This is a genomic window from Pseudalkalibacillus hwajinpoensis (assembly GCF_015234585.1).
GTDB classification, from domain to species: Bacteria; Bacillota; Bacilli; order Bacillales; family Guptibacillaceae; genus Guptibacillus; species Guptibacillus hwajinpoensis_B.
Genome location: NZ_JADFCM010000008.1, coordinates 410,192 through 436,603, shown reverse-complemented (window position 1 = coordinate 436,603; position 26,412 = coordinate 410,192). Strand labels below are relative to the sequence as shown.

Annotated in this window: 24 protein-coding genes; 8 read left to right on the top strand and 16 right to left on the bottom strand. The window is 41.8% G+C overall.

The window, feature by feature from the left end; all coding sequences use genetic code 11:
- The first annotated feature begins 5 nt into the window (after positions 1 to 5).
- Positions 6 to 329, top strand: coding sequence for a hypothetical protein (locus tag IQ283_RS13895; protein ID WP_194220734.1), 324 nt, complete (start codon positions 6 to 8; stop codon positions 327 to 329).
- Between the two features lie 21 nt (positions 330 to 350).
- Positions 351 to 674, top strand: a complete 324-nt coding sequence (locus IQ283_RS13890; RefSeq protein WP_194220733.1) for a DUF1433 domain-containing protein — start codon at positions 351 to 353, stop codon at positions 672 to 674.
- 155 nt (positions 675 to 829) lie between these two features.
- On the opposite strand, the gene IQ283_RS13885 is transcribed toward IQ283_RS13890, so the two are convergent.
- The 4 genes from IQ283_RS13885 to IQ283_RS13870 all read right to left on the bottom strand — a co-directional run bounded on the left by IQ283_RS13885 (position 830) and on the right by IQ283_RS13870 (position 8,370).
- Complete coding sequence (locus IQ283_RS13885) at positions 830 to 1,981, bottom strand: glycerate kinase (protein ID WP_194220732.1); 1,152 nt, start codon at positions 1,979 to 1,981, stop codon at positions 830 to 832.
- Between the two features lie 9 nt (positions 1,982 to 1,990).
- Entirely contained in the window at positions 1,991 to 3,667 is a 1,677-nt protein-coding gene (locus IQ283_RS13880) for an alpha-amylase family glycosyl hydrolase (RefSeq protein ID WP_194220731.1), read from the bottom strand.
- Positions 3,664 to 6,330 carry a glycoside hydrolase family 38 C-terminal domain-containing protein gene (locus tag IQ283_RS13875; RefSeq protein ID WP_194220730.1) on the bottom strand — a complete coding sequence of 889 codons (2,667 nt, stop codon included), beginning with the start codon at positions 6,328 to 6,330 and terminating at the stop codon, positions 3,664 to 3,666. Before IQ283_RS13875 ends, IQ283_RS13880 begins: the two co-directional genes overlap by 4 nt.
- Positions 6,331 to 6,405: 75 nt before the next feature.
- A complete protein-coding gene (locus IQ283_RS13870) occupies positions 6,406 to 8,370 on the bottom strand; it encodes a fructose-specific PTS transporter subunit EIIC (protein WP_194220729.1) in 1,965 nt (654 codons plus the stop codon).
- A 168-nt stretch (positions 8,371 to 8,538) separates the two neighbouring features.
- On the opposite strand from IQ283_RS13870, the gene IQ283_RS13865 reads away from it, so the two are divergent.
- On the top strand, positions 8,539 to 9,288 hold the full coding sequence (locus IQ283_RS13865; RefSeq protein ID WP_194220728.1) for a MurR/RpiR family transcriptional regulator: 750 nt from the start codon (positions 8,539 to 8,541) through the stop codon (positions 9,286 to 9,288).
- A gap of 192 nt (positions 9,289 to 9,480) precedes the next feature.
- On the opposite strand, the gene aspA is transcribed toward IQ283_RS13865, so the two are convergent.
- Positions 9,481 to 10,911: an aspartate ammonia-lyase gene (aspA, locus tag IQ283_RS13860; RefSeq protein ID WP_194220727.1), complete on the bottom strand. Its 1,431-nt coding sequence runs from the start codon at positions 10,909 to 10,911 to the stop codon at positions 9,481 to 9,483.
- Positions 10,912 to 11,502: 591 nt separating this feature from the next.
- On the bottom strand, positions 11,503 to 11,958 hold the full coding sequence (locus tag IQ283_RS13855) for a GNAT family N-acetyltransferase (RefSeq protein WP_194220726.1): 456 nt from the start codon (positions 11,956 to 11,958) through the stop codon (positions 11,503 to 11,505).
- 303 nt (positions 11,959 to 12,261) lie between these two features.
- Between IQ283_RS13855 and IQ283_RS13850 the strand changes: the two genes are divergently transcribed.
- Positions 12,262 to 12,504: a hypothetical protein gene (locus IQ283_RS13850; RefSeq protein ID WP_194220725.1), complete on the top strand. Its 243-nt coding sequence runs from the start codon at positions 12,262 to 12,264 to the stop codon at positions 12,502 to 12,504.
- A gap of 184 nt (positions 12,505 to 12,688) precedes the next feature.
- On the opposite strand, the gene IQ283_RS13845 is transcribed toward IQ283_RS13850, so the two are convergent.
- On the bottom strand, positions 12,689 to 14,026 hold the full coding sequence (locus tag IQ283_RS13845) for a YheC/YheD family protein (protein WP_194220724.1): 1,338 nt from the start codon (positions 14,024 to 14,026) through the stop codon (positions 12,689 to 12,691).
- Positions 14,027 to 14,218: 192 nt separating this feature from the next.
- Here IQ283_RS13845 and IQ283_RS13840 point away from each other — a divergent pair, with 192 nt between their 5' ends.
- Entirely contained in the window at positions 14,219 to 15,613 is a 1,395-nt protein-coding gene (locus tag IQ283_RS13840) for a Mur ligase family protein (protein WP_194220723.1), read from the top strand.
- Between the two features lie 68 nt (positions 15,614 to 15,681).
- On the opposite strand, the gene IQ283_RS13835 is transcribed toward IQ283_RS13840, so the two are convergent.
- The 3 genes from IQ283_RS13835 to IQ283_RS13825 all read right to left on the bottom strand — a co-directional run bounded on the left by IQ283_RS13835 (position 15,682) and on the right by IQ283_RS13825 (position 18,681).
- Positions 15,682 to 16,554 carry an HAD family hydrolase gene (locus IQ283_RS13835; protein ID WP_194220722.1) on the bottom strand — a complete coding sequence of 291 codons (873 nt, stop codon included), beginning with the start codon at positions 16,552 to 16,554 and terminating at the stop codon, positions 15,682 to 15,684.
- A gap of 366 nt (positions 16,555 to 16,920) precedes the next feature.
- Complete coding sequence (locus IQ283_RS13830; RefSeq protein ID WP_194220721.1) at positions 16,921 to 17,319, bottom strand: hypothetical protein; 399 nt, start codon at positions 17,317 to 17,319, stop codon at positions 16,921 to 16,923.
- A 270-nt stretch (positions 17,320 to 17,589) separates the two neighbouring features.
- Positions 17,590 to 18,681 (bottom strand): YheC/YheD family protein, encoded by a 1,092-nt coding sequence (locus IQ283_RS13825; RefSeq protein WP_194220720.1) that lies wholly within the window; start codon positions 18,679 to 18,681, stop codon positions 17,590 to 17,592.
- Between the two features lie 320 nt (positions 18,682 to 19,001).
- Here IQ283_RS13825 and IQ283_RS13820 point away from each other — a divergent pair, with 320 nt between their 5' ends.
- The 3 genes from IQ283_RS13820 to ltaE all read left to right on the top strand — a co-directional run bounded on the left by IQ283_RS13820 (position 19,002) and on the right by ltaE (position 21,981).
- Positions 19,002 to 19,448: a cupin domain-containing protein gene (locus IQ283_RS13820; RefSeq protein ID WP_408962598.1), complete on the top strand. Its 447-nt coding sequence runs from the start codon at positions 19,002 to 19,004 to the stop codon at positions 19,446 to 19,448.
- Positions 19,449 to 19,667: 219 nt separating this feature from the next.
- A complete protein-coding gene (locus IQ283_RS13815; protein ID WP_194220719.1) occupies positions 19,668 to 20,849 on the top strand; it encodes a macrolide family glycosyltransferase in 1,182 nt (393 codons plus the stop codon).
- A gap of 109 nt (positions 20,850 to 20,958) precedes the next feature.
- On the top strand, positions 20,959 to 21,981 hold the full coding sequence (gene ltaE / locus IQ283_RS13810; RefSeq protein WP_194220718.1) for a low-specificity L-threonine aldolase: 1,023 nt from the start codon (positions 20,959 to 20,961) through the stop codon (positions 21,979 to 21,981).
- Between the two features lie 218 nt (positions 21,982 to 22,199).
- Here the strand turns inward: ltaE and IQ283_RS13805 are convergent, their stop codons facing one another.
- From IQ283_RS13805 to IQ283_RS13780, 6 genes are all read right to left on the bottom strand, one after another.
- Positions 22,200 to 22,505: a hypothetical protein gene (locus tag IQ283_RS13805; protein WP_194220717.1), complete on the bottom strand. Its 306-nt coding sequence runs from the start codon at positions 22,503 to 22,505 to the stop codon at positions 22,200 to 22,202.
- Between the two features lie 82 nt (positions 22,506 to 22,587).
- Positions 22,588 to 22,773 carry a hypothetical protein gene (locus IQ283_RS13800; protein ID WP_194222232.1) on the bottom strand — a complete coding sequence of 62 codons (186 nt, stop codon included), beginning with the start codon at positions 22,771 to 22,773 and terminating at the stop codon, positions 22,588 to 22,590.
- A 63-nt stretch (positions 22,774 to 22,836) separates the two neighbouring features.
- A complete protein-coding gene (locus tag IQ283_RS13795) occupies positions 22,837 to 23,169 on the bottom strand; it encodes a hypothetical protein (RefSeq protein ID WP_194220716.1) in 333 nt (110 codons plus the stop codon).
- A 174-nt stretch (positions 23,170 to 23,343) separates the two neighbouring features.
- Positions 23,344 to 23,586, bottom strand: a complete 243-nt coding sequence (locus tag IQ283_RS13790; RefSeq protein WP_194220715.1) for an aspartyl-phosphate phosphatase Spo0E family protein — start codon at positions 23,584 to 23,586, stop codon at positions 23,344 to 23,346.
- Between the two features lie 410 nt (positions 23,587 to 23,996).
- Positions 23,997 to 24,692 (bottom strand): hypothetical protein, encoded by a 696-nt coding sequence (locus IQ283_RS13785; protein ID WP_194220714.1) that lies wholly within the window; start codon positions 24,690 to 24,692, stop codon positions 23,997 to 23,999.
- Between the two features lie 316 nt (positions 24,693 to 25,008).
- Positions 25,009 to 25,938 (bottom strand): collagenase, encoded by a 930-nt coding sequence (locus IQ283_RS13780; RefSeq protein WP_194220713.1) that lies wholly within the window; start codon positions 25,936 to 25,938, stop codon positions 25,009 to 25,011.
- Between the last annotated feature and the right edge of the window lie 474 nt (positions 25,939 to 26,412).

Genomic DNA, 26,412 nt, shown 5'->3' with positions numbered 1-26,412 from the left:
ATGTAATGAAGTTCTATAGAGGTGCTTTCCTCGCCTTGGTAATCTTATTTAGCGGATGCCAGGTAGAAACGTATGATGATGAGACCATCCAGAAAGCAACCGATGCAGCGGAAAGCTATATGGTGAACAACTTTTTAATAGAAGAAATGACATTAGGCGCCCCCTATCAAACAGAAATGGGCGGCATGGCGATTGATGGTACGGTGAATCAGGGGGAGGATTTCACCATCAACCTCGAAGACGATCTTACAGTCGCCGGGTTAGCCATTCGAAGCGATGATTTTCCCCCTCGGAAAAAGGGTTGTGAAGAAAGAGTTTGTGATTACTAAGAATGGCTATGAGGTGACTCTATGAAAAACCAAATCATTTTGCTTGGCACACTCCTTCTCCTTGTAGCAGGCTGTAGTGACGATTATGATGATGGAACAAAAACAAAAGCTAGAAAATCTGTTGAAAGCTTCCTTATGAACAATTACGAGGATATCAAGTCAGTTGAATTCACTAATGTTTATCAAAGTGAAATGGGTGGATTGAACGTGGATGGTACGATTAATGGTGGAGAAGCTGAATTTTCCGCTGGGATCGAAAACGATTTTTCAGTGGGAAGTATCGGGTTAGGTGAGGGGTTTCCCGAAATTAAGAAGGCGTGCCTGGTTGAAACGTGCGATTACTGAGCAAGAATACCCTCGTGATAGGAGAGAACCGCTCTTTATTGGCTAACTAGAATCATTCTAATTCCACAATTACCACTCCCCCTTCCACAACCTCCTTCAATACAATAAAACCGGCATCTGTCTCCACTTTCGAAGACAAACACCGGCCCTTATTCTTACATCTCTATCATCCGACTAACCTTCACCAAACGCCCGATATTCTCAAGCGTTTTCTCCATATTCACAGCACCATTTTCCAACGCCTCTTCTAACGTCATCACACCATTCATCACGCTGAAGACAGCATCAATGCCATGATCAAAAACAGTTTCATAGCCATCACCCAAACTGCCAGCGATCGCGATGACCGGAAGAGCAGCGTTCAAAGCTTTCCCTCGCTTTGCAACACCGACCGGGGCTTTTCCGTGAACCGTTTGCGAATCGATCCGGCCTTCACCTGTTAGGAGAAGGTCCGCTCCACTGATACAGTCTTCAAACTGAATCACATCGAGAACAAGATTAATCCCGCTCCGGAGCTCTCCTTTTAGAAATGCCACAATCCCCGCGCCGAGACCTCCTGCAGCTCCGGCGCCGCTTATGTGCGTCACTGCTTTTCCAAGGTCCTTTTCGATGACTTTAGCATAATGCGCAAGGCTGCGATCAAGTTCGTCAGCCATTGCTGGGTTTGCGCCTTTTTGCGGACCAAATATGGCTGATGCTCCTGATGATCCTGTTAAAGGATTCGTCACATCGCACGCCGCTTCGATTTGAACGGTCTTTAATCGCGGATCCAAATTAGAGACATCAATCGATGCGAGCTCACTGAGCGCTTGTCCGCCTGGAGAGAGCTCTTCGTTATTTTGATCAACTAGTTTCGCGCCTAGTGCCTGCACCATCCCTGCTCCCCCGTCGTTTGTTGCCGATCCTCCGAGACCGAGAACGATACGCTCCACACCTTGGTCTAGCGCATTTTTTATGAGCTGACCGGTTCCGTACGTTGAGGTGATCAGTGGGTTACGTTCATCACGTGGCACCAGATGCAGTCCAGAAGCGGCGGCCATTTCGATTATCGCGGTCTTTCCTTCTCCAGTTAAACCGTAGAAAGCATCAACATTAGTGCCAAGCGGACCTTTTACCTTAATGGGAATGATTGAGCCATTTGTCGCATCCACTACTGATTGAACGGTCCCTTCCCCGCCGTCTCCGATTGGAAGGTGTATATAGGTCGCTTGCGGAAATGCTTTCTGTAAACCCGCTTCCACCGCCTGACAAACGTCTAGTGCTGATAAACTTTCTTTAAATGAATCGGGTGCGATGACGATTTTCAAAGACTTCACCTACTTTAATTGTTTGATCCACATAAATTGATATGGAGCTAACGTAACATCCCCCTCCACCAATTCTTCACTGATGAGATCGTACCCACCGTATGGAAGGTCGAGGTCGACTTCTTCGTTACATGAATTTACGATAAAAAGAATCGATTCGTTTGTTTCGTTATTTCTACGAATTAACGAAAAGACCTGTTCATTGATTGGCAAGATTTCCTGATCTGCGAAAGGAGAAAAAGCGGACTCCTTCTGACGCGTACGGATTAACTTTTTCAGACCATGAAACACGTTCTTTCGTCTTGGAGAAGATTCTAACTGCTGAACGAGCTCATCATACTGGAACTTCTCACGATTAATTCGGCGATTGATGCCTGAAGTTTCTAGACCTTCTTGATCATTCTCTGAACCTAGTAGAGAATGATAATAAATCGCTGGTACGCCCATGAACGAGAACAAAATTGAGTGAGCGGCAAGCATTTTTTGAACCTTTGTATCTTCCTCAGTTTCTTCAGGATTGACGAGTGCGTCCATGTAGTTGATGTTGAGTTCATATGGCGATTGGGTGCCATCCGGGTTGCTTTTGTACGAAACCCGTCCACCATTCTCTATCACCTTATCAGCAAGGACATTTCGTTCTGCTTCCGTTAAAATACCCTCGGTTGGGCGCATGCCGATCCCATCGTGACTGGCAAGGAAGTTGAAATAAGTCGCTTTGTCTGAGACTTTATCGATTGTTTTTGCCCAATCCGTCAGCGTCTTTGTGTTATAGGTCGATAACGTATGCAAGACGAGCGGAGGTAAGGAAAATTGATACACCATATGTGCCTCGTTCTCTCCATCACCAAAATAGCTAATGTTCTCCTGGTGAGGCACATTTGTTTCTGTAATCAGCAGCGTATTTAACTTCAGCTCTTCTAAAATTGCTCGCCATAGTTGAATGATTGCGTGCGTTTGTGGCAAGTGGATACACGTTGTGCCAGATTCCTTCCACATAAAGCCGATCGCATCAAGCCTAATGCTTGTGCCGCCACGGTAGGCGTATTCTAAGAGAATATTCGACATCTCAAGTAAAGCCGGGAAATGCTTGAAGTTTACATCGACCTGATCTTCACTGAACGTTGTCCAGGCCGTTTTTCCTCCTTCGTATTCATGAAAAAGGGGCAAAGTTCGCGGACGAACAACTTGAGACGTATCGAACGTATCGTCCTTCGGAATGAAATAATGCTTATACTCCGGATCTTCTTTTAAATACTTCTGGAACCATTCACTCGACTTCGACATATGATTTGTCACAAAATCAAACATGAGGCGGTAATTGTGCGAAAGTCTTTCGACATCCGACCAGTCCCCAAGCTCTGGATGAATTTCACGGTAATCGACAACAGAAAACCCGTCATCAGACGTGTAAGGAAACATCGGGAGGAGATGCACGTCTGTGATTTCTTCTTTTGCATTTTCCTGAATAAACTTGTTTAACGTTTTTAAAGTAGGCTGCCCTTCCTCTCGAATCGCATCGCCATACATGATGAGGTAGACGTTTTTCTCGGAAAGTGGGGCCGACTCTTTCCAAGCTTTTTGTTTCCATGCTTGGACAATTTTCATTAGCTCTTCTTTGTATGATGGTGTGTAGTCTTCACCGTAAATCGTCGTTAACAGATTCTCGACCTTGTTTAAAAAGCTCATTGAACATCCACCTTTGTCGTCAGTTTCAAGGTCACGTATCCTTTTGATGGGACTGTGACATCTTCGTTCATTTCGATGCCATTTTTCTCATCCAATGTCGTTTGTGTTATCGATTGAACGTGCTCACCAAGTAATTGGACCTTCTGTTCTTGAGTTCTTGGATTAAAGAGCCTGATTATGATTGTCCGATCATCATGTGCTTGTTTCATGGAACTGAAGAAAACATTCTCGTTCGATGATTGCATCAAACTGAACGATGTTGGTAGTGACATAACAGGGTATGGAATTTCGAAACGATCCAATCTTTCTTCAAACGTGTTTAGCGTTTGTTTTTGATAGCTTACCGCATGATCATTGTAGCGATCGATTGTTTTAAATAGTGCGCGCTCATCATAACTTTCCGAAAAGTGAACCGCGTAATCAAACGTCATCTCACCCTGCATCTGCGCGTCAGGTGTGTAGACGACTTTGTTGTTAATCCCTGATGCTCTCCCCGGGCGCCATTCTAGGTCATCTCGACCAAGTAGCCCGACACTTCTAAATAATGTTAACGCAAGTTCGCCTGTCTCTTTAATTAGCTGATATTCTTTGATTCCCTTCGTTACAACCGCAGCGGTTAGCTTGCTATCTGTTGCGCCCGCGATATTTTCAAGCGGATAAATCGGCACTGGTGCTTCCGCGAACTTTTGCTCTTTCCAGCTCGCCATGTAAGGATTAACAGTCGGGCGCTGGATGAAGCTAAAGCCCTGATCACCGAATGAATGCTCTGGTTGATCTAGCGACGTTTGGAGCAATACTCTAACACGATGATCTTTTACGTCATTGTTTACATTGTGTGTCACCCGAAGGAAATTTTCTCCCGTACGCAACTCGAACGTGGAAAGAATGACGAGCTCTTTCGTCCGCATGCCGGATTCGCGCTCTTTCAGGTTTGCAGGTACATGAAGCTCGTGCTCGACGTTCATCATTTGCACACCCTTTTTAGCACTCACATTGACGGATTGAACACGACTGTAGATCGGCTCGTCCCCTTTTAATGGAGAGAAATCGTACGAGTCCCCTGCATCCGCTACGTTCTCGAACGTCAAGAAGTCAGGAATGATTTGTCCGCTTGATTTCATTGCGAGCTTCAAGGACTCATCCTCTACGAAAATAGCCAGATGATCATTTTCGATCTTCGTTTTGTCCACCTGACCTGGCTTTTCACTACTCGCTTCAACGTCTTCAACAACTTCATACGTTTGATACCCCATTGCAGGCAACTCAAGGTTCTGTAGCAGTACTTCATTTCGGTAATACCCCGGCGCTTCTACTTGCTTTTCGCCTTCAGCTGTTACGACGATCGTCTTTCCACCGCTCATATAGTCCTGATTCAGGTTGTCCATCTCAACGGTATTCCCTTCCAAATCTTTGACGGAAAACGCCTTTTCTCTTGTAAACAAGATCGCCGTTTGTGACCCTTCGAATGGAGTAGGAAGTAGCTGGAACAGAACCAAAATGCTATCGTTATTCAGGTTACCGCTAATCGCTTCCGTGATTTGCTTTTTCAATAAATTCAAGCACCCATTCGCCATGCGAATCACTTTCGTCAATCGATTGACGATTTCCTGATTCGTATCATCCGAATTACAGCCGCCGATGCTATCGTGGGCATGCACATCGAAGAGCATCTTCCACATTTCATCAAGCCACACGTTTGGATAACGTAATCCGAGTGTGCTGGCAATACTTCCAAGCGGCTCTAGCTCATGAATCAACTTCTTTTCTGCGATATCATTTAGCTTCTTAATGTCATACCGCTGTGAACGGATCGTGTTGTGAATACGTGATTTTTGCGTTGCGATGAGCTCGCCTTCAATCTCATTCGTGAAGCGATCCGCTTCATGGAACGTTTCGTTCATGAACGTTTCATAATCTGAAAGGATGTACTCATGTTTCTCATCCTTTTCGTTCAACGCCTTTACGGTTTCAGGGAATTGTTCCCGAATAAGAACCTGATCGCCTCCCGCTGGGAGTAACAAGTTATCCGTGCTTTTGTTCATAGCAGAAATTTTATCTAAAATGGGAAGCAGTCGTTCTTCCATATAATCCTGTTCATCTGACAAGAATTTTCCTGGTCCATACCCAAAGTAAGTGTTATTGGCTTTCACACTTTTTCCATCAGGAGATTTCCATGTGAAATTCAGATCACCTTTTAGCTGATCGGTATAAATACCGCGCTGCAGAATGCTGTAATCGATGCCGAACTCGTTAAAAATTGATGGTAAGTACGTGTTTTGCCCGAAGATATCTGGGAGATAACCAATGTTCATGCTGTGCCCCATCTTTTCGGCAATGCGCGTACCATATAGTAAGTTCCGGATGAGCGACTCTTTATTAACTAAAAGCGAATCTGCCTGAGTATACCAGGGACCAACAAATATCCGCTTGTTCTGGATTAAGCTCGCAAGACGCTCTTTCTCTTCAGGACGGATTTTTAAATATTCATCAAGAATAGACGATTGCGCATCGAACACATAGCCTGTATAGTTGGGATCCTTTTCCATGACGTCCATGAGACGGTCCATATTTTCAACTAGCAACAAGTTCGAATCTTCTATTGTGAAATACCATTCACGGTCCCAATGTGAGTGTGGGACGACGTATACTTTTTTCTGCTTCATTCGGTTTCCCTCCAAGGATGCCTCGTTAATAGAAAGAGGGGTCACCCCTTTGCAAGATGTGCCCCTGTATTTATTTTAAGCGTGACTTTCTTTTTTCTTCAAAATCGTAAAGCGAACAAATATGTTCACGAATGCGATAAAGGCTGCACCAACGATAAGTCCTAGCAAGTAAGCCCACAGATTTTCAACGAGCGGCCATCCCCAGAAAGCGGGTAGCGGCAGCCATTGCACTGCGCCTAATAAAACGGCTGTACTAGCGCCAAGAATCGCGCCGATAATGTTGATCGGTATCGTGATAAGCGGATTCCGAAGCATAAATGGAATTGCCCCTTCACTAATGGCAATAAAACCTAGTAATAAAGCGGTGTTCCCAGCGACACGAAGATCTGCTTCAAAAACGCGACGTCCCACAACATATTTATCAATAACCGTTGCTAAACCAAGTCCGATTGGTGGGATAACAATCGCTAGTACACGTGCCGTTAATGGATAAACTTCATCCGCTGCGAGACCAATCGCGATCGCACCGGCTGCTTTATTAATTGGGCCACCAAGGTCAAACGCTGTCGCTGCAGCAATAATCGATGCCAGAACAACATCGCCCGTGCCTTGAGCTGATTCGATCCAAGTACGCAAGACGACGTTCAACCCACCAAACACAGGGTCAACAATGTAGAAGTTTAAAAAGAAGATGGATAATACACTGATTGCAGGGATCAGAAACATCGGTTTCATCGCCTGGAAGTTTTTACTAAGTTGAATCTTCTGATTTAAGAATCGTGAAATATACCCTGCAGCTAGACCGAGAATTAATGCACCTAAGAAGCCAGAAGGTATGCCGTCTGCAATACCCCAAAAAGTGTAATGAAGTCCACCAGCAAAGGCTCCTCCAATAAACCCGGATACTAATCCAACACGGTCAGCTAATGAATACGCAACAAAAGCAGCAAAGATCGGATACATGAATTTAAAGATTAATCCGCCAAATAGATCGAGATGGTGCAGGATGACGAAGAGTTCATTTGAATGAGTCGCGTATTTCGGATCGCCTAACTCATTCACAAGACCAAATGGCATGGCTCCAAGCTTCGCAATCCCCATCATTAACCCTGCTGCAACAATGACTGGAATCATGTAAGAGATCCCTGTCATAACCGCTTGAACAGTGTCTTTTAGAAATCCACCGCCACTCTGAGAAGAAGGGACTGCTGCGTCGTCTGATTCGTTTTTCTCAACAACGCCGTCTGGATTCGTTAACGCTTTTTGAATCATTTCTTTTCCGCGTCTAAGCGGTTCAGCTACACGTGTTTGCACATACGGTTTCCCAGCAAATCGTTCTTTTTGTTTAGGAGCTATATCCGTTGCTAAAATCACGGCGTCTGCTTTTTCAATAACAGACGCTGTTAGGGCATCCTCGATCCCGTTTGCGCCTTGCTTTTCAACTAGGACGTTCACACCAAGTTCACGCCCGGCCTTTTCAAGTGCTTCTGCTGCCATGTACGTATGAGCAATTCCTGTGGCACAAGCAGTGACCGCCACAACGGTTTTTGTATATGCCTGATCACCTTTTGTTTCTTCCTTTTCTTCCAGATCGAGACCGTCTAGAAATTCCTTCTTTGATTCCGAAGCCATCAGACGTTCAAGGTATCCCTCACGCATTAAATTCGTACTTAGCGTAGACAATACTTTTAGATGCGTGGTTCCCGCTTCGCTCTCTGGAATCGCAATCAAGAAGATCAGTTGCACTTTGTTCGTAGGATCAATGCTTGCCCAATCGTCGAGAGGGGTTGTTAACCTCGCCACGGCAAAGACGGCTTTTTTAACAACAGTTGATTTGCCGTGAGGAATCGCAAGGCCTCTCTCCATTCCTGTTGGTGATACATCCTCTCTTTGTAAAACCGCTTCCAAAAATGGCTGCTCTGATTCTAAATAGCCTTCTTTAAATAATGTTGATGTGAGTTGTTTAATGACTTGCTCTTTGTGATCTGCTTCCACATCGAACATAATTAAATTTGAATCTGTCATATTCTTTAGTTCCATATCCCATTCACTCCTAACTTTCTTGTGTTGAAAACACTTACAAGTTGTTATAGTTATGTTGTACCATAGAATGATTGGTTGTTTATGTACATAGTCTGTACAATTGTACAGACTCATGAAAGCTCATGCTATACTTGACCTAGCATACACGTAAAAGAGGAGTTTATTATGGGACAGATCATTGATCAATTTGGGAATCACCTCGCACAACTAACACCTACTGAGAAGCAGGTACTTTATTACATTGACCAGCATTTAACCGAAGCGAAAAACCTCTCCCTCACTAAAATAGCAAAAGTGAATAATGTGAGTACAACGACGATCGTCCGCATGTCTCACAAGCTAGGGTTAGAGGGATTTTCAGAACTGAAGTACCGTTTGAAGAGTAGTGATGAGAAAGAAAGGATGCTAAACGATCATCCGGTAGAAAACTATAAAGAGAGTTTTATCCAGGCCTTCGAAACCATTCAACTAGATGAACTCGATCGACTAAGCGAGAAAGTTGCAAGAGCTTCCAGGGTTATAGTTGTTGGTGTAGGTTTATCAAAAATGATGGCCGAATACTTCAGTAAATTACTTATGCAAACGAACAAACAAACGCATTATACATATGAATCACATATGATCGACTTGCTACCGAATATGGTCAAACCCGATGACCTTGTCTTTTTTATCTCAACAAGCGGCGAAACAAAAACGCTCATTCACGCTGCTGAAAAGCTTTCCTTTATGGTCGTTGATACAGCAGCGATCACAAATTCATCTGATTCCACGCTCGGGCGAATGGTAATAACTAACCTCAGCATGACGGTTGGAAAAGTGAAGTTCGGAGGTTATGACATCACCGCACGATCGACGTTAATGCTCTTAATTGATTTGCTGTTTGAGAGCTATTTAAAGAAAAATGTTGGTTCATGACTGTGGGCTGGACAGTTTATTGTCCAATACCAGCTATATTGGCCAAAACCCCATTTTATTAGCCAACTAGAATCATTCTAACCACCGCCCCCCAACCTAACTACCCTCCCACCCACAAGTTCTCATCCCCCCGCCCTCCATCACCACTACAAAAAAGCCGCACCTCGCGCGAGCGCTAAGTACGGCTTTTCCCTATTCTCGATCAAACAACGACACACCAGCGATTCCTGGGTGGGTCATCTCGTACGGATCTAAGATTAAGTTTAGTTCTTCTTCTGTGAGCACATCGTACTTCAAGCAAAGCTCTCGGATTGAGGCGCCGCTTAGGATTGCTTCTCTGGCGATTCTTGCGGCTACTTCATAGCCGATGTGCGGGTTTACTGCGGTTAGGACGCCGACGCTTTTTTCGACGTACTCATTTAGTCGGTCTTCGTTTGCTTCGATGCCTTTTAGGCAGTTGTCTGTGAACGTGCGGAACGTGTTCTTCATGATGCTGAGTGATTGAAGCAAATTGAAGACGAGCACGGGTTCCATGACGTTTAATTCGAGCTGACCTGCTTCTGAAGCGAGGCAGATCGTGTTGTCGTTTCCGATTACCTGGAAAGCGACCTGGTTAATAACTTCGGGTAAGACGGGATTCACTTTACCAGGCATAATCGAAGATCCGGGCTGCCTTGCTGGCAAGCTGATTTCGCCTAATCCCGCTCGTGGTCCGGACGCCATTAGCCTTAGGTCATTTGCGATTTTTGACATGTTCATCATACACACTTTTAACACGCCAGAAACTTCGGTGTAGGCGTCGGTATTTTGCGTGGCGTCGACCATATCTTCCGCTCCTACGAGTGGTAGACCACTAATTTCCGCTAGTTCTTTGACGACGAATTCAATATAGCGCGGATCGGCATTCAGTCCCGTTCCTACTGCCGTTGCGCCCATGTTCAACTCATATAAATGCTGACGAGATTGTTTGATCCTTTTCATATCGCGCGCAATCACGCGACTGTAAGCTTGAAACTCCTGACCAAGTCGAATCGGCACGGCATCCTGAAGATGAGTTCGTCCCATTTTAATAATGTGGTTAAACTCTTCTGCTTTTTGTTCGAAAGCGGCATGCATGTCTTCCATTGTGCTTAGCAACTGCTCCATCATATTTAAGACGGATAGATGAATAGCTGTTGGAAACGAGTCGTTTGTTGACTGTGACATATTCACATGGGTGTTCGGGCTACAAGCAATATAGTTCCCTTTTTCTTCGCCTAACAATTCAATCGCGCGGTTCGCGATGACCTCGTTTACATTCATGTTAATGGAAGTACCAGCGCCTCCCTGGATCGGGTCAACGATGATGTGATCATGCATCTTTCCTTCCATCAATTCATCCGCTGCTTCAACGATTGCGTTTCCGATTCCAGCATACAGATGCTTCACTTCCATGTTGGCGAGCGCCGCCGCTTTCTTTACCATGGCGAACCCTTTGATCAATTCTTCATGGATGCGATAGCCAGTGATCGGAAAGTTCTCCACGGCGCGTAGCGTTTGAATGCCATAATAAGCATCAATCGGAACTTCCTTTTCTCCTAAAAAATCGGATTCGGTTCTTGTGTTGGTCATAGTTGTCGGCATGATGATTCTCCTTCTTCTGCATCGTCTTCTAATCTATCGAACTGTCGTGTTAAAATTCCGGCAAAAGGTGGTTTCACAAACTGCACCAATTTCTCTACAGATAAGCTTGAAATTCACCCTTTCTCTGCTTCTAGCGAGAGGATGCTTCCCCTAGTATTTATTCATAAATAACATTTCCATCACTTGAAATAGTTCGTGTAACGCGTATCAACATTCCCCATTATAATTACTTCATGAAATAGTTCAAGGCTTTTGTACTTAATAGGCGTACCTTTTTATAGAAGCTTTTATTTGTTTAAGCTAATCTATGTAAAAAGTTTCTATAGCTCGCGTTTTATATGAGGTTAAAACATTTAACGGAACTACGGAATTGGTCCATACAAGCAACGGCCGACCACCTTAGCCTAGCTAACTACGCTAGTTACGAATCGGCATACCGCATCTCCTCCGTTCTATCGCTCAAATCAAGGAGACAATCCCTCTCCCCATTTTCCGTAACACAACGAATCGCCCCATTCGATAATGCTTGAATGGGGCGAAGCAGCGTGAGGCGATTATGTACTTATAGATCGTAGTTTTTTGATACCAGTATTAAAGATCCCGCTTTACTTCCAGCTTCATTTCAATCTGATCTGCGGACTGGTTTGTCTTCACAAATCCTACCTTCTCATACACGCGCATGGCCGGTTTGTTTGCGGCAGCCACTTCTAACTGGATAAAATCGTTCACGCCTTCATATTGCTTTAAACCGAAAGCAATGCCCTGCTTGACGAAATCGGGACCTAATCCCTTTCCCACTAAATCAGGAGCTAAAGCAAGTCCGATTTCTAATCCTCCATCGACGATCGTAAACTCAAATAAACCTGAAACAGTCCCTTCATGCATCGCGACAAAGCCATCGCAGCCACCAGGGCCTGTGAAAACACCATTTTTCTCACCAGATATGAAGTAAGGGGTCATATAAAGGTCCGCAAACTTCCCCTCATAGTCCCAATCTTCAATTTCCTGTGCAGTTTCGAATGAGATTGGCACAAAATGAAATTTCATCACGTCTCTCCTCCAGTAAACGGCTGTTTTATTGGCCGAAATACTAATATATTGGCCAAATTCCATTTTTATTAGCTAACTAGAATCATTCTAACATTCATAAATACCGATCTCGCCAGATGCTCATCCTCCAGGATCAAAGGCCTCATTTCGCCCGATTTCAACCGTTTCCACGCCCCATGTTTTCGGGCTATTCTCACGCATCTAAAACGTTCTCTGTTTCTTAAAATAACATAAAAATAGCTTAATCCTCATTTAATCCGGGTAACACTAGGAGTAGTGCTAATTAGAGGAGGTTATATCATGGAAGCTCGTGAGCGAGTACAAGAATGGATTCAATCAACGTTTGATATAGAGGATGTTACACTTCAACATGATGATTCGCTACCTTATGGGCAGCGTGTTTTATCGGAAAGTGATGATGATTATGCGATCGTCTTCTTTGATGAATCATCCGATCAAGTGATGTGTTCGTTTAAAGAGATGAAGCCGCTTTGTTTTCGCGTCGATCCGATTGTTGAATTTGCTGAAAGATACAATCAATGAAGCGTTTTAAGAAAGTCATTAGAGTAATGTAGCTATCCTTTTCGTATCTGCTAATCTACTTTTCAATCTGGTTATGATTGGCTCTTCGTATGAAGATTTAAAAGGATAGCTAGCTTATTTCTACTCATCAACAATTAAAAACCTTCATCAGCTGAAGGTTTCTTTACATAAATAAATCCCCCACCTAAAACCCACCCAAATACCGTGCATATCTCATATTCTGATACCGACTCGTATAGAACGCCAGTCGATCCTTCGCCATCATCGCAATATACGGATCGGGATTTTGATGATTGATTTCAATGATTGAGATCTGACAGTTTTCGTCTAATCCGATATCAACGCCGATGTTGGCGAGATGGTAGCCCTGTTCTTCGATTTTCTGAATCGAGTTTAACACGACGCGTTTCATTTCTTCTTCTACCCTTTGAATTTCTTTGTCCTGTAGCTTCCAGACGGTTTTTAACGTTGCCCTCGCTATTTCGGTATGACCACCGGCTGTGATGTTGCTAACGATTTGCCCTTTGGCACCATAGCGGGAATAAATCCCGATCGTTTCCCACATTCCTTTATGATTCTTTGAAGTCATCACGCGAAAGTCGATAACCCTTTGTTCATATGTTTTGAGTGGGATCGTTTGCTGAATAAGAAAGCTATTTGTCTCAAGATGCTTCCGGAAAAAGACATCGCTCTCCTCTTTACTCTCGAAACGTTCTTCGCGTCTTCTTCGGTTCTCATCGTATTTCACGATAATGTGATGTTTCTCCTTCTTCACATTCAATATACTTTTCCCTAATCGGCCGTTTAATGGCTTGATATAGACGCTGTCATGTCTACGCAGCATGTCGTGGACGCTCTGCACACCCTCGTACAGCACAGTTTCTGGCAAATATTCACCAAATTCAGGTTGCAGCATTTGATACATCTCCCATTTAGAGAAATGAGGATAGTTAAACACTCTTCCTCCTAAACGAAGTTCAAAATCGGTCATGCACTCGTGAAACTTCTCCCAGGAGGACGTTAAGCTTGGCTCGGCAATAGACATCACGACGGCAGGATAAGGGAGCTTTATAACTTCCCAGGCTTTTTTCACTGGGTGATAAAGGAAGCCGTTGATCATTCGCTTTTCTTTCTGAATCCCTTCGATAGAGAAAACCACCACAGCGCCGCCGATCGCGCGGTAGCCTTTGACGAAGCTTTTGTATGTGGATACTAGTTCGACTAGCTTTCTGTTTGTTAATTCGCAAAGAATCCCAATAAATGGACCGATAATGATCGTGTCTCCTTGCACGATAACATCATAATGACACGATAATGGGAGGTCGAGCTCTTCGATTACGTTCGTTGAGAGATGGAGTTCATCTTCTTTCGCATAATCTGAATGATATACAGTGACGTTCCAGTATTTGATGCCAAATTGAATACGATAAGTCTTTTCCGATTGTACCTCGCGACTAATGTGAGATTTCTTCGATACAATCAACCGATCATTTTTCTGAAGGTACGGTTTGACGCCTAACATCCTACTCCCTCCGCTCCATTGTCTAAAACATATCATTCTCTTCCGACTGACTACGAAGGTAGTATATGCATTTGGAAGTAAATAGGAATGTGCTTCTAAAAGATTGGTAGAATGACAGGAGAGATATGCCCGTACACCTCCCCCTTGTCTGGAATAAGATAGGAGTAAGTCTAAAGCGAAAGTGTGGTTAATATGAAGCATCTTCCACTGCCACGGCTCCTTCCTGTTCTAGAAGGAACGGTTCTATCTGGAAGCACCGCAAAAACAGTGAAAAACGCCGCGAAATATGGAGAGCACCTTATTACAGATCAGTCGTTAGTTTTTATGCTTAAACGAAAGTCGTCCATGCCTTTACCAGATAAAGCGAAAAATATCATGGTTGTCACCTCTAACCCGAAAGCTCTTAAGAATGTGAAAGAAGACGTAACGGTCATTTATGTAGAAGACGTTAGAAAAGCGTATTATCGCTTTATTTCGTTTTACAGAGGCTTATTTCAGCTGCCTGTCATTGGAGTGACAGGCACCTGCGGTAAAACAACGACGAAGGAAATGATCACGTGGATTTTGAAGGAAAGAGATCGCGTTGTTAGTACGAAGTTAAGTCATAATGGACTGGCGAGAAACCTCGATTATTTACTAGAAATTGATGATGCAACAGACAGTGCTGTGTTTGAGATGGGCGTTTCTGGGTCTAATCAGCTTCTTTATTCCGCCCATTATTTCCGGCCACAGATCGGTATTATCACAGCCATTGGTACGGATCACATCGAGGGATTTCTAAGTCAGGATGCGTATATCGCGGAAAAAGCGAAGATGTTAAAAGCCGTTGGAAAGAATGGAACGATTCTATTAAACGGAGACGACGAAACGATCCGAAACCTTGATCTAAGCGAATTTACCGGTAAGGTTCTTTACTATGGACAGGATTCGTCAGCTCATTTCCGAGCACGCAGCATTCGGTTCAATCTTCAGAAGAACGGCATGGATTTTATCCTTGTTTGTCGTGAAGGTGAATTTTCTTGTTTTGTACCAGGATACGGCACGCATAACGTCTTCAATGCGCTCGCAGCGATCGCCGCTTCCTCCCTCGTTGGCGTGAAGATTCCAGACGCCATCCGTCGCTTGAAGTCCTTTCACCACGTCAAAAGTCATCTGCAATTTCATGAAGGAAGAAAGGGCAGCCTGCTTATTGATGACACGTGGAATACAAATCCAACTTCTATCGAAGCGGCATTGGAAGTTCTCATTGAAACCGCTCAGGGAAGAAAAACAGTTGCCGTCCTCGGTGAAATGGAAGAGCTCGGTCACTACGCCGAGCAGGAGCATCGCAAAGTCGGTGCGCTTGTTGCGAAGAAAGACGTGGATGTGCTAATCGCCGTCGGGAAAAACGCCTATCCGATTTGTAGCGAAGCCGCTAAGTTAGGCATGAATCCATCAGCCATTCATAACGTGACAACGCAATCGCAGCTGCTCACGCTCTTAGATCAGTTCGCCTCCCCTCAAACGTCGATTCTTTTAAAAACATCGATGCGAAGATCGTTTAGCGATACGCTACAATCACTTGTAGTGAAATCGAAAAGAAACTAACAATTCCTCATAATAATAAGCCACATCTCCATTTTTTTAGATGGAGATGTGGCTTGTTTTACAAATGATCATGTATTTTTAATAGAATCTCGCACGACAATCGACTTCAAATAATGATAAACACCGTCATCATCACACGTAAATTCCGTCACATCGTCGACGACTTCTTTAATTTGGTCGGATGCATTTTTCATAGCTACAGCATAATCTGCAAACTGGAACATCGGTAAGTCGTTGTTACTATCGCCTATGGCAAGCGTCTCTACACCTGACAAATCAAAATGCTGGAGCATTTCTTTAATGCCAGTAGCTTTGTTCACATTGGCTACCATTACTTCGACATTATGCTCTGAAGAGATCGACGTTGTAAAATCGATGTCCTGCTTGATATTTTCTAGCTCATCTTTCCATTGATTGATATGTTCTTTCGTTCGAGCGAAGAAATAGAATTTGGAAAACTTATTTCCTTCAATTTGAGCTTTCCAATTGATCGCTTCTTTGATCGCTTCTTGACGTGAAAGCCATTCATTCAGTCCGACACCTTCTGGCTGCGGATCTTTAATTTCTGCTTCCATATAGTGACGATCTTGTTCTAAAGCAATGCGATCTCCTCCGTATGGAAAGAGCTCATAATAAACTTTCTGCTCACGCGCTTTTTCAATAATCTTTTCAACTAAGTCCAGCTGAAGTGAATGTTCAAATATGGCCTTACCTTCAACATACCCTGCCATCCCATTTGAAGAAATGATGCCATCTACTTGAAATCCTTCAGGGACAAGCTCATTAATTTCATCCGCAGCTCTGCCTGTTGCGATAAAAACGTATATGCCTTTCTCTCGTAACTCATCAATCACTTGCTTCGTATATTCACTCACCTTGTTATAGTGATTCAAGATCGTACCATCCATATCTAAGAAAATAGCTTTTGGGTTCGTTAGCATTTTGACTCTCCTTCTTTCGTTATAAATCTTCTATTTTTGAATTTAAACGGCGTATTCTTTTACACCTGATCTCTCACTTCACTCTTAACGACAATATTTTCGTCTCTAACGGTTTATAAAGTTTCTGGATCTATGAATCTATTCGTAACTCCTAGTGATTGTACCATTGTATTTCCCATTTAATCATTATCAGCAAATAACATGTTACTCCTCTTTAATTACCTTGTTCAAGTTATTGATACCAATTAGTTTAAATTGGCATCAATAACCTACTTCCTTCTTTCATTATAAAAGGAGCCTATCTTATGACAGATAAGCTCCTCGTCTCTTTCATAAAATGGGGCTGAATCGGCTATGCTTGAAAGGTTAATCTACAGCTTTTTCTTCTTTTTGAAAGATGACATGAAATGAACCTAGCTCACTTGATTTTGAAAGCTTATCAATGATTGCGTTTATTTCTTGTTCCGTCTTTTCCCCTTTATATTCACTATTTGAAATGACAATTATAAGATCTTTTTTCTTTGCGTCGTATATTGAGTAATGTATTTTTCCCTCTGCTTGGTAACCTTGATTCTCTAACTCATTTACAACCTTACTAGTAAAATTAGTTTCCTTTATTTTCTTTGTGACATCCATTAGTTCAAGATCCGTTGATGGAGTGCTCCTGGCACCCACCGGCATATCATTATTATTCTCTATAGCAAAGAAATAGAAAACGGAAAAAACACTCCCTAGTAGAAGCAGAACTATCATTGTTTTTTTCATTTTAAATCCCACCTTCGCAAAGAAGTTGTCTTAGAGATATCGTATGTCCTCTTAATCGAACTATTCATAACGAGCAAACTAGGCATATGATTTCAGTTCTTTTTTTACTTATTACACCGTCTCACTCCTATTAATTTCAACATTCCGTTTTCGTTAAACTCCACTTCTACAAACAAAGAGGGAAGAATCGATGTACAATTCCTCCCTCTGTTCTAGTACATATTCATTATTCGTGATAGATAACAGGACCCGTTATGATTACTGCGCGACTCAAATCCGATCCATCAAATATCTCCCATACTCAATCGGCGTTCTGAAGACCGCTTCCCACTTATCATGAAGAAGCTCTCCATCCTCAAACAATCCGCTCACATAGTCTGAGATAAAGTTACATTCAATAAAATAAGGCTTACCCGCTTTTGTGATGCCAATATCGAATCCAAGATCGGCTAGCTTCGGAAAATGGTGATCGAGTACGCGGGCGGTTTGAAGTCCTAGCTGTTCAATGCTTTGTAGGAGCGTTTCGTACGAAATTCTTGGATGGGAATGAGGCGCCACAGCTTCAAACGTGTACGTCGTTCCCCCTTGTGCTCCATTCGTTAGAAAGTCTCCCCCATTCGCCACCTTGCACATGACGCCCGACACCTGCCAGTCTCCATTTCGATTCTTTTGAACAGCGACGCGCAAATCAAACGGATGACCGTTAAAATCAGCTAGCGGAATCATCTCCTGAATCATGTACGTGTGCGTACGGAGTCGGTTAACGAGTACCGCAGGCAGCGTCTTTTTGAAATCAACTTGTTTGAGCTCGCCTTCCTTTGTTTTATAAGAGAGGAGCCATCCTTTCTTAATCCGCTCGACTTTCATCGCGCCAATGCCGAATTCGCCATAGCTTTTCTTGAGAATGAATTGCTTGTAGCGTGCAGCCATTTTATTTAAGTTGTTGATCGTAAAGAGCTCCGTCTCAGGCAAGTGGTCTCGAAGATTGTCATGCTTGATCAGGACTTCGTGAACTTTATGCTTCTCCACATCATAATTCGGCACATTGTAAACGACGCGGCCCTCCTTCATTAAAGATTTGATATGCGAACGGTAAGCTGGCAAGTAATCGAGCACGCGTGTATAAATGACTTTCGGCGCTGGAACTTCTTTCACGACAAACGTTTCCTGTTCATACACATAGGCTTTCACCGTCGCGACGCCTGGCTTTTGATCAAAGAATCGAAAATAACAAGGGATCATGCCAAGTTCTCTTGCTGACTTCTCCCAAATCATAAACATGCTGCGCGTGCCACCCTGTAATTCAGGCATCGCCTCATACGTTGATTTGGGAAGGATAATACCTAGATAGTGATCGCTCACAACGATCTGCCCCCTTCGCTTTAATCTATTGCGAATAGGGGCCGTGTTGTGCCTGGTCGAGTGCATTTATAGGCGCTTCTCCGCCCTATTTCATAGCCAGTGGACTGGCACCTACACCGGGCTTATCCTTTTTCATAGAATAGTAGAGAATTGAAACAGAAATGAGGAGAATATATGACAACTCCAGTATCAGGCTATATTACGGATAACCGAAACTTAGTAGGTCGAAAAGGAAATCCGAACCTTTTTTATGATATAAAAGATAATGTTGCGTTAAAAAAGATCCGGAAAACCTTATCTATCTCTTAACCTCAGCGCAAATGCCAGCGATGATTGGCGGCTCACTTGCCGAATTAAGAATGTCGAAAGGATCTGTACGCGAGCCGCACTGGCATACAAACTCATGGGAGTTGGTATACCTCGCTTCTGGATCCGCAACCGTCGGCATCCTCAACCCGAACAATGATCAATTATTAACGTATCAGCTACGAAAAGCTGGCGAAACGGTCTTTATTCCAATGGGCTACTGGCACTGGATTAAGGCAGATTCGGACGAGACCTTGCTGTTACTATTTTTTAACAACGACCGCTTCCAAACGCAAAATGGCTCTAGCATGCTGACGAAAACCCCTCTGAAGGTTTATGAAGAAGCGTATCACATAGACCCGAAAACAATGGAAAAAGCGCTAGATCCAATTGAAGGGAAAAGTCCTGTCGTTATCGGACCGCCGCCCCCTTTATCACGCAAACGTCGCAGGCGAAGATAAACGAGACAGACCTTTGTAATGGGTTCCCTTAACGAAACCTTAGGTAGGATTACCTAAGGTTATTTTTGATGCTATTACTTTGGGAGGATATGGGTGGAATGACGTTTTAAATTCGTTCGAATATGGAAGAGAGCAACCAAAGGAATTTGGTTTCATCCTTACAGGAAAACAATTATCCTTTATTATGTAACGATAAAAAGACTTAAGAGGTGACGACTTATGGCAAACATTCTAATGCTTAACATTCCAGCAGAAGGACATGTGAACCCGAGCTTAGGCATCGCGCAAGCTTTTGCCGATCGGGGAGACAGCGTCTATTATATTTCAACTGAAAAATTCAAAGATCGCCTAGAAGGCGTCGGAGCCAATGTGATTCTTCATAAGGATCGATTAGATGGTTTAGACATCAATCATGCTAGTTCAGAAGGTATCAATAACTTTTCCCATTTCCTTATGGACACATCTTTGGATATCCTTGCGCTTACAAAAGAGTTAGCGCAAGAAATTTCGATCGATTTTGTTTATTACGATGCTTTTGGACCGGGAGAAATAGTAAAAGACTATTTACAAGTGCCAGGCTTCTCTTCTTCTGCATCCTTTTTAATACCCGAAGAATACAAGAAAAACCTCCCTCTTCATCCAGATGCTTCGGTGTCATTTGATCTTGATGAAAAAGGGAGAGCTTTATTAGCTACGATGAAGCAAGAATTTGGCGTCGCTCCTAAGACCATGTTGCAGTTCATGCAAAATCAAGGTGAGCAAACGATGGTTTATTCAAGCGAGTATTTCCAACCTCATTTAAGTGAATTTGGTGAAGGGTATCATTTTATTGGTCCTAGCTTCCCGGAACGAAAAGACGCGACTGACTTCCCAATTGACCAGCTTGAAAACGAGCAGGTTCTTTTTATTTCCATGGGCACAGTGCTCGATCATGTTGAGAGCTTCTTTAATATGTGCATCGACGCCTTTACAGATTTTCCAGGGAAAGTTGTTATTTCAGCAGGATCAAGTGCTGATTTCACTAAACTAAAAGAAGCTCCCGATCACTTCATTATTCGAAAATATGTTCCTCAGCTAGATGTGTTGCAGCATACGAACGTGTTCCTTACCCACGGAGGAATGAACAGCACTAATGAAGCGATTTACTTTGAAGTTCCGATGGTCGTGCTCCCTCATGATAAGGACCAGCCTTTGGTCGCTGCACGCCTCGCAGAACTACAGGCCGGATATCCTATTTTCCCACCGAACGTAACAATCGAATCGCTACAGCATGCAGTGAATCAGGTCGTTCATAACGTGAACTATCAGCTAGGCATCCGAAAGATCAAAGAGAGCTTTCAAGCCTGTGGCGGACCTAATGAAGCATTAGAAATCATCGATCGCCACCTTGCGTCGAGATAACAGGATCATAAAGCCTCCCCGTTACGAAGTTGATTCACTTATGAAATAACCGTATACTTTTGATGGATACTAGTAGACTATTACTTACTGAAGACGGGGAGGACGAATCGTGATCGATTTGCGCAGTGATACGGTAACGAAACCAAATGAACAAATGAGAAAAGCGATGTACGAAGCTGAAGTAGGCGATGATGTGTATGGAGAGGATCCTACGGTTAACCGACTCGAACAAATCGCTGCAGAAATGCTAGGAAAAGAAGCGGCTTTATTTGTTACGAGCGGCACGCAAGGAAATCAAATTGCTGGCTTAGTCCACTGTCAGCCTGGTCAAGAAGTGATCATGGAATCTCAGGCGCACTTATTCCTATATGAAGCGGCAGCACTATCCGCCTTTGCTGGTGTACAAATTAAGACGATCGATGGGAACCGCGGTGCGATGAATCCAGGCGATGTTGAAGCGGCTATCCGAGGCGACGATATTCATCAGCCGGAAACAGGACTCATCTGCATCGAAAACACCCACAACAAAGCAGGCGGCGCGATTGTTCCCCTTGAGAATATGGAGCAAATCTATCAACTATCAAGGAAACATCAGATCCCTGTTCACTTAGATGGGGCACGATTATTCAATGCTTCTGTAGCAGCTCAAATTCCCGTAACAGAATTTGCGAAGTATACGGATTCTGTTCAGTTTTGCTTATCAAAAGGGCTCGGCGCACCAGTTGGTTCCATGATTGCCGGTACTTCTGAATTTATCGAGAAAGCTCGAAAATGGCGTAAGCGCCTTGGCGGCGGTTTAAGACAAGCAGGTGTTCTCGCTGCACCGGGCATTATTGCTCTCGAAGAAAACGTGAAGCATCTTGAGATGGATCACGAGAACGCGAAGTATCTTGCTGATGGTCTTCAGAATATTGAAGGGGTTAACCTTGTCAATCAAGTGGATACAAACATACTCTTAATTGATATTACGAATACGAAGAAAGCGACAGAAGACTTTATCCACCTTTTAAAAGAACACGGCGTTTTAGCGGGTGCGTTTGGTCCGAACGTGATTCGATTTGTAACGAATAATGGGAGTACGAAGAAAGACATGGATGCTACATTAACGGCTGTCCGGAAAGTTGTAAGTTAAATTCTAATTTATTCATTTCACATTTTCATAGATTGAAAAAAGATCCACAAAACCATCTTTCATTTTGTGGGTCTTTTATGTTGATATATCATTTTTTCACATGTAATGCGATGAAAAGTTTAACCGAAATAAGATACATAGGTAAGAGAGAGAATCTGAGACTATCCCTACTTGAAATAACCCTTACGAATCCACCTCCGCAAGATATTATTAGCTCCTTATGGATATTTATTTCCTTCCTTGCTATAAATTTCATAAACAAAATATCCAACTAAATAACCTAGTGCCGCACCTAAATTAACGGAAGATAGTAATGAGAACGAGAAATACATACTAACCACTACACCAATACCAGCCCCCAAAAGCATTCCGATTGGGATGAGACTATCTAATAAAAGTTGAGCAGATTTTGAATCTTTCTTCCCCAGATTGCCTTTATTAGATTTATACTTTAGGCTTTCAATCACAAAGACAATTATTATGCCCATTAAGACAAGAGGTGCTATTGTCTCAGCTATCCACATAATCAAATCTCCTCCCCTAAGATTATACCTGCCACTTAATATCTTCTTATGGAACTTTTATAACAGAAATGCTACACCTCTTTTAATCGAATAGAAAATTCCCAACCAATCCAATCAATAGCATAATAATCAAACTCCCAAACAGAAAATATCCGATTACCTTAATAGGTAAGGGCAATTTTCCACCTCTTGTTTTTGGATAACCTTCAATGTTTTGTTTATGAGCTATAGCATCATTGAATGGCTGATTTTCGTTTTCGTTGTTCATAGACAATCTCGCTCCACCTTTTGATAGAAGTTAATCAACTTTCGTGACCCCCCTCGATCTCTATTACTCTCGTTTCCCACTAATTCGCTTACTATACATCCAATAACATACAAAATAGCTACCCACCAAAAGAAGTAAATAGACTAACTCTGGATGATTAAATGGAGCGTTTTCTAGAGGTCCTGTTCTTAAGTCGAAAAAACTTAAGACCACATTTATCACAAAGACGGTTAGTAAGAAAATCCAACTTCCTACAATCGCTTTTTGTTTAATGAATCGAGAGCGTTCATCATTGGTTTTTGAACCACTTCCATACTCTTTATCTCCAGTAAACCAGCCAATAATTAAAAATAGACTAAATCCAACTAAAACAGACACACCCCATTCGTTTAACATTGTTACCACCTCTTCCATTTAAAGTAGACGCTTATAAATAATCTCCCTAAAAAAAATGAGATAGAATTATGCTTTGTTCGCTTAACAATCATGAACAAAACTAATCTATCTCAAATTTACATATTACACATTCATAGCGGCTAGCTTTTGCTTTCCTAAAATAACAGTTTGTATTTAATTTGAGTATGTTGGCTGACTTTCTTTATACTCTCCAAATTGGTAACGATTAAGTAGTCGATCAAGCTCCTGGCTAGCCATTAATGTCTGTTTATGTGTAAAGCCATGAGCTAACACCTTTAAGGATAAAAGAGATTTTTTTTCATCGATCAGATCAAGAAGATCTGCACGATTATAGCATTTGATTGGCGATTTAAACGCTTCCCTTCCTAAATTAATGTTGGAGAACCAGAAATACATATAAACAGCGTGCTATATATGGATTCTAAGGAATGGGCCAAATAATAGTGCTCAAAATATAAAATATAAAGATTTTCATTCCTACAAGTTCATTAATCAACATGTATATAACGCTATTAAATTAGTACGATAGTATAGTAATTCATGTAATAGTTTACTATATTTTGCAAAAAGAAAATATAAAAAAAGAAATATTGCGAAAGAAATATTTGTGCTAACTCCACTAGCTAACTTACCATACTTTATAACGATTATGGCATCATGACTTCAATTGTCTTCAAATTTTAACCTGTTGGGGATAGATAATTGTCTTAATCTTATTTTCATATCCAACATAATGTGGGCACATTATGCCTTCTAAAACGAAACACTGATTAACGCAAATCCGCTTCAGCAACGTCACACTCAGATTATTGACTATTCATTTTGTTGATGATCTCTATGATTTCTTCATTATTACCTGTATCAACGTTTACAAGCTTTGTATTGGTAATAATATCTTCCATTTCCTTTTGAATTTCTTCTTTATCTATATCTTCAGGAGGAGGAAAGCCACCATACCAGCGCATAGGAACGTTATATACATTAATCGTGCCATTTCCGTTACCACTATACGTAACGATGCCATCGACGATACGAGAACCACGTAATTGAACAACATCTTCTGGATAAGTGAGACTGTTCTCGTCATCAGGATTAAGAGGGGAACCAGCTGATATAAGTTGAACATTTAATTCATCTATTTCTTGATTCGGTCCTAGCTGTGACCAGACTCGAGCGTATTCAATTTCCTTGGAGGAGTAATCATCTAACGCATGATTTTCTTCGCTTTCATCTGCAGGATTTGACTCACCGCTTTTTGATTCTTCAGAAGAGGATTCTTTAGCATCTTCCTGGGAAGTGTCTTCTGATGTTGATGAAGATGAAGCTTCGTTTACTTGATTATCCTCTTCCACTTCAGTCGTTTCTTCCGTTGATAAAGTTACGTCATTCTCACCAGCATTTGCATTTAATTTAGCATTCGTATTATCTGAACATCCTGCAAGTAATAGAATAAACAATAATAAGGACATATGACAATAAAATAGCTTTACCTGTTTCTTCATTCGATCATTCCTTTTATTTATTATCTTGTCTAACGATTAGTAATAAAAAATGAAATCATCTTATTCAATCAACATCACGATCATCTAAGTGCCTCTACTAAAGCCTCCGCTAATCTTCTCCCCATAAAAATTCCCTAAATTTACAATTAATTTCCACACTATCATCCATTATTTCAGATTATTCTCATTAACTCAAGTATCAAATTTATTTTAATCAAACCTTTTTGTAGGGCTTATTTAATCAACAAAAGAAGACTATTGGTATCAAGGTATAAGAAACATACTTAAGGTATTTACTTAGTATGCTTTCACTCCTTCATTGAAAGCTTCCTATTCTATCCTTTTCCTTCCCTAACTTTATTTCCAGTTTTTCATATAAACGATCATAATCTAGCCCAGTTACATCAGCAAAACTTTCTTTAAAATCACCTGAATCATTCGTTGAATCGATAATTTCTTCAATCACTTCTTCACCTTGCTCATCTATAAGAAATTTGATCGTGAAATAACTTTGATCGTAGACATCCGTCTCTTTTTGCTCTCTAGCAGCTGCCCATTGTTCATGACTTCTAAGCTGATCATAAGTCAAAAGCTTAAAGTCACTTACTTCTATAGTAGTTTGATCATTTGATATATACTCAGCAATTCCTTCCTGAAACCATAGAGGATATTTATCCAATCCCAAAGGCGTATCAGCCACTTTTTGATCTAACGCATAATGCGTATATTCGTGTAATATCCTTTTCTGAAAAAAATAGAGTGGTGTTTCCTTACCATCCAATATTCCTTTCTTATCATCGATCCTAACAGCGATGAATAACCCATATTGATCATAAAAACCAGATACGTGATTTAAATCAGAAATACTTTCGAAATCCTTTTTATTATGAAAGAAGAGAAGATCTACGTCTTTTCCATCAATATCGCCCAATATGTCTGCATTTCTACCCTTAACCCAATGCAACGTATCTATAATTAAAGGAAATAGCTCAATATCTTGATCATCAACATAGATAGACATGTTTTCATAGACTTTCATTTCTTTAGAATGCTTTGCTTTTCTCTCTAGCTTCCCATCAAAGTTCAAACTAAGGCCAAATTTCACTGCTTGAAAATAAGTAACAGGTTCACCTGAATTTTCTTCAATCACATTATGTAATAAGATGACCCCAGCTAATAAAAGCAGTAGAAGGAGAGAAAGTAGACTTGAAAAAATAATGATAAGGATTTTAATAGTTTTATTCATATGAACCCCTTTGTTCTTTCTCATTTCTTCTTACAGCTTATCTACGAAAAGTTGAAATTGAGACATATTCTATCGTTACATCATTCCACTCATCTATGTACTACCTCAAGAAAACCCAAACCAATACTAATAAAATCGCTATTATTACCCAGATCAAAGCTTGTTTATTTTTCACGCTTTTCCCTCCTTCCATCCCACTTTGTCAAAAGCTAAGGCTACTTAGCTTGTAATCAGAACAGCTGACAAATGCCGACGCACAGAAAGATATAACGGCATTTCCTTTCCTTCCAACCTTCATCTTATTTCTTTTTTGATTTAAATTTTTCTAATCTTTAGAACCAATTATTTCAAAATAGGTAGAATAACTCAACGTTCCATTCAATAAATAAGAAGCTTATCTTATGATTGATAAACTTCTTAACAGTTCTTTTAGTAACCACACATCACAAAGTAACTTCTATATTACTCCGACTC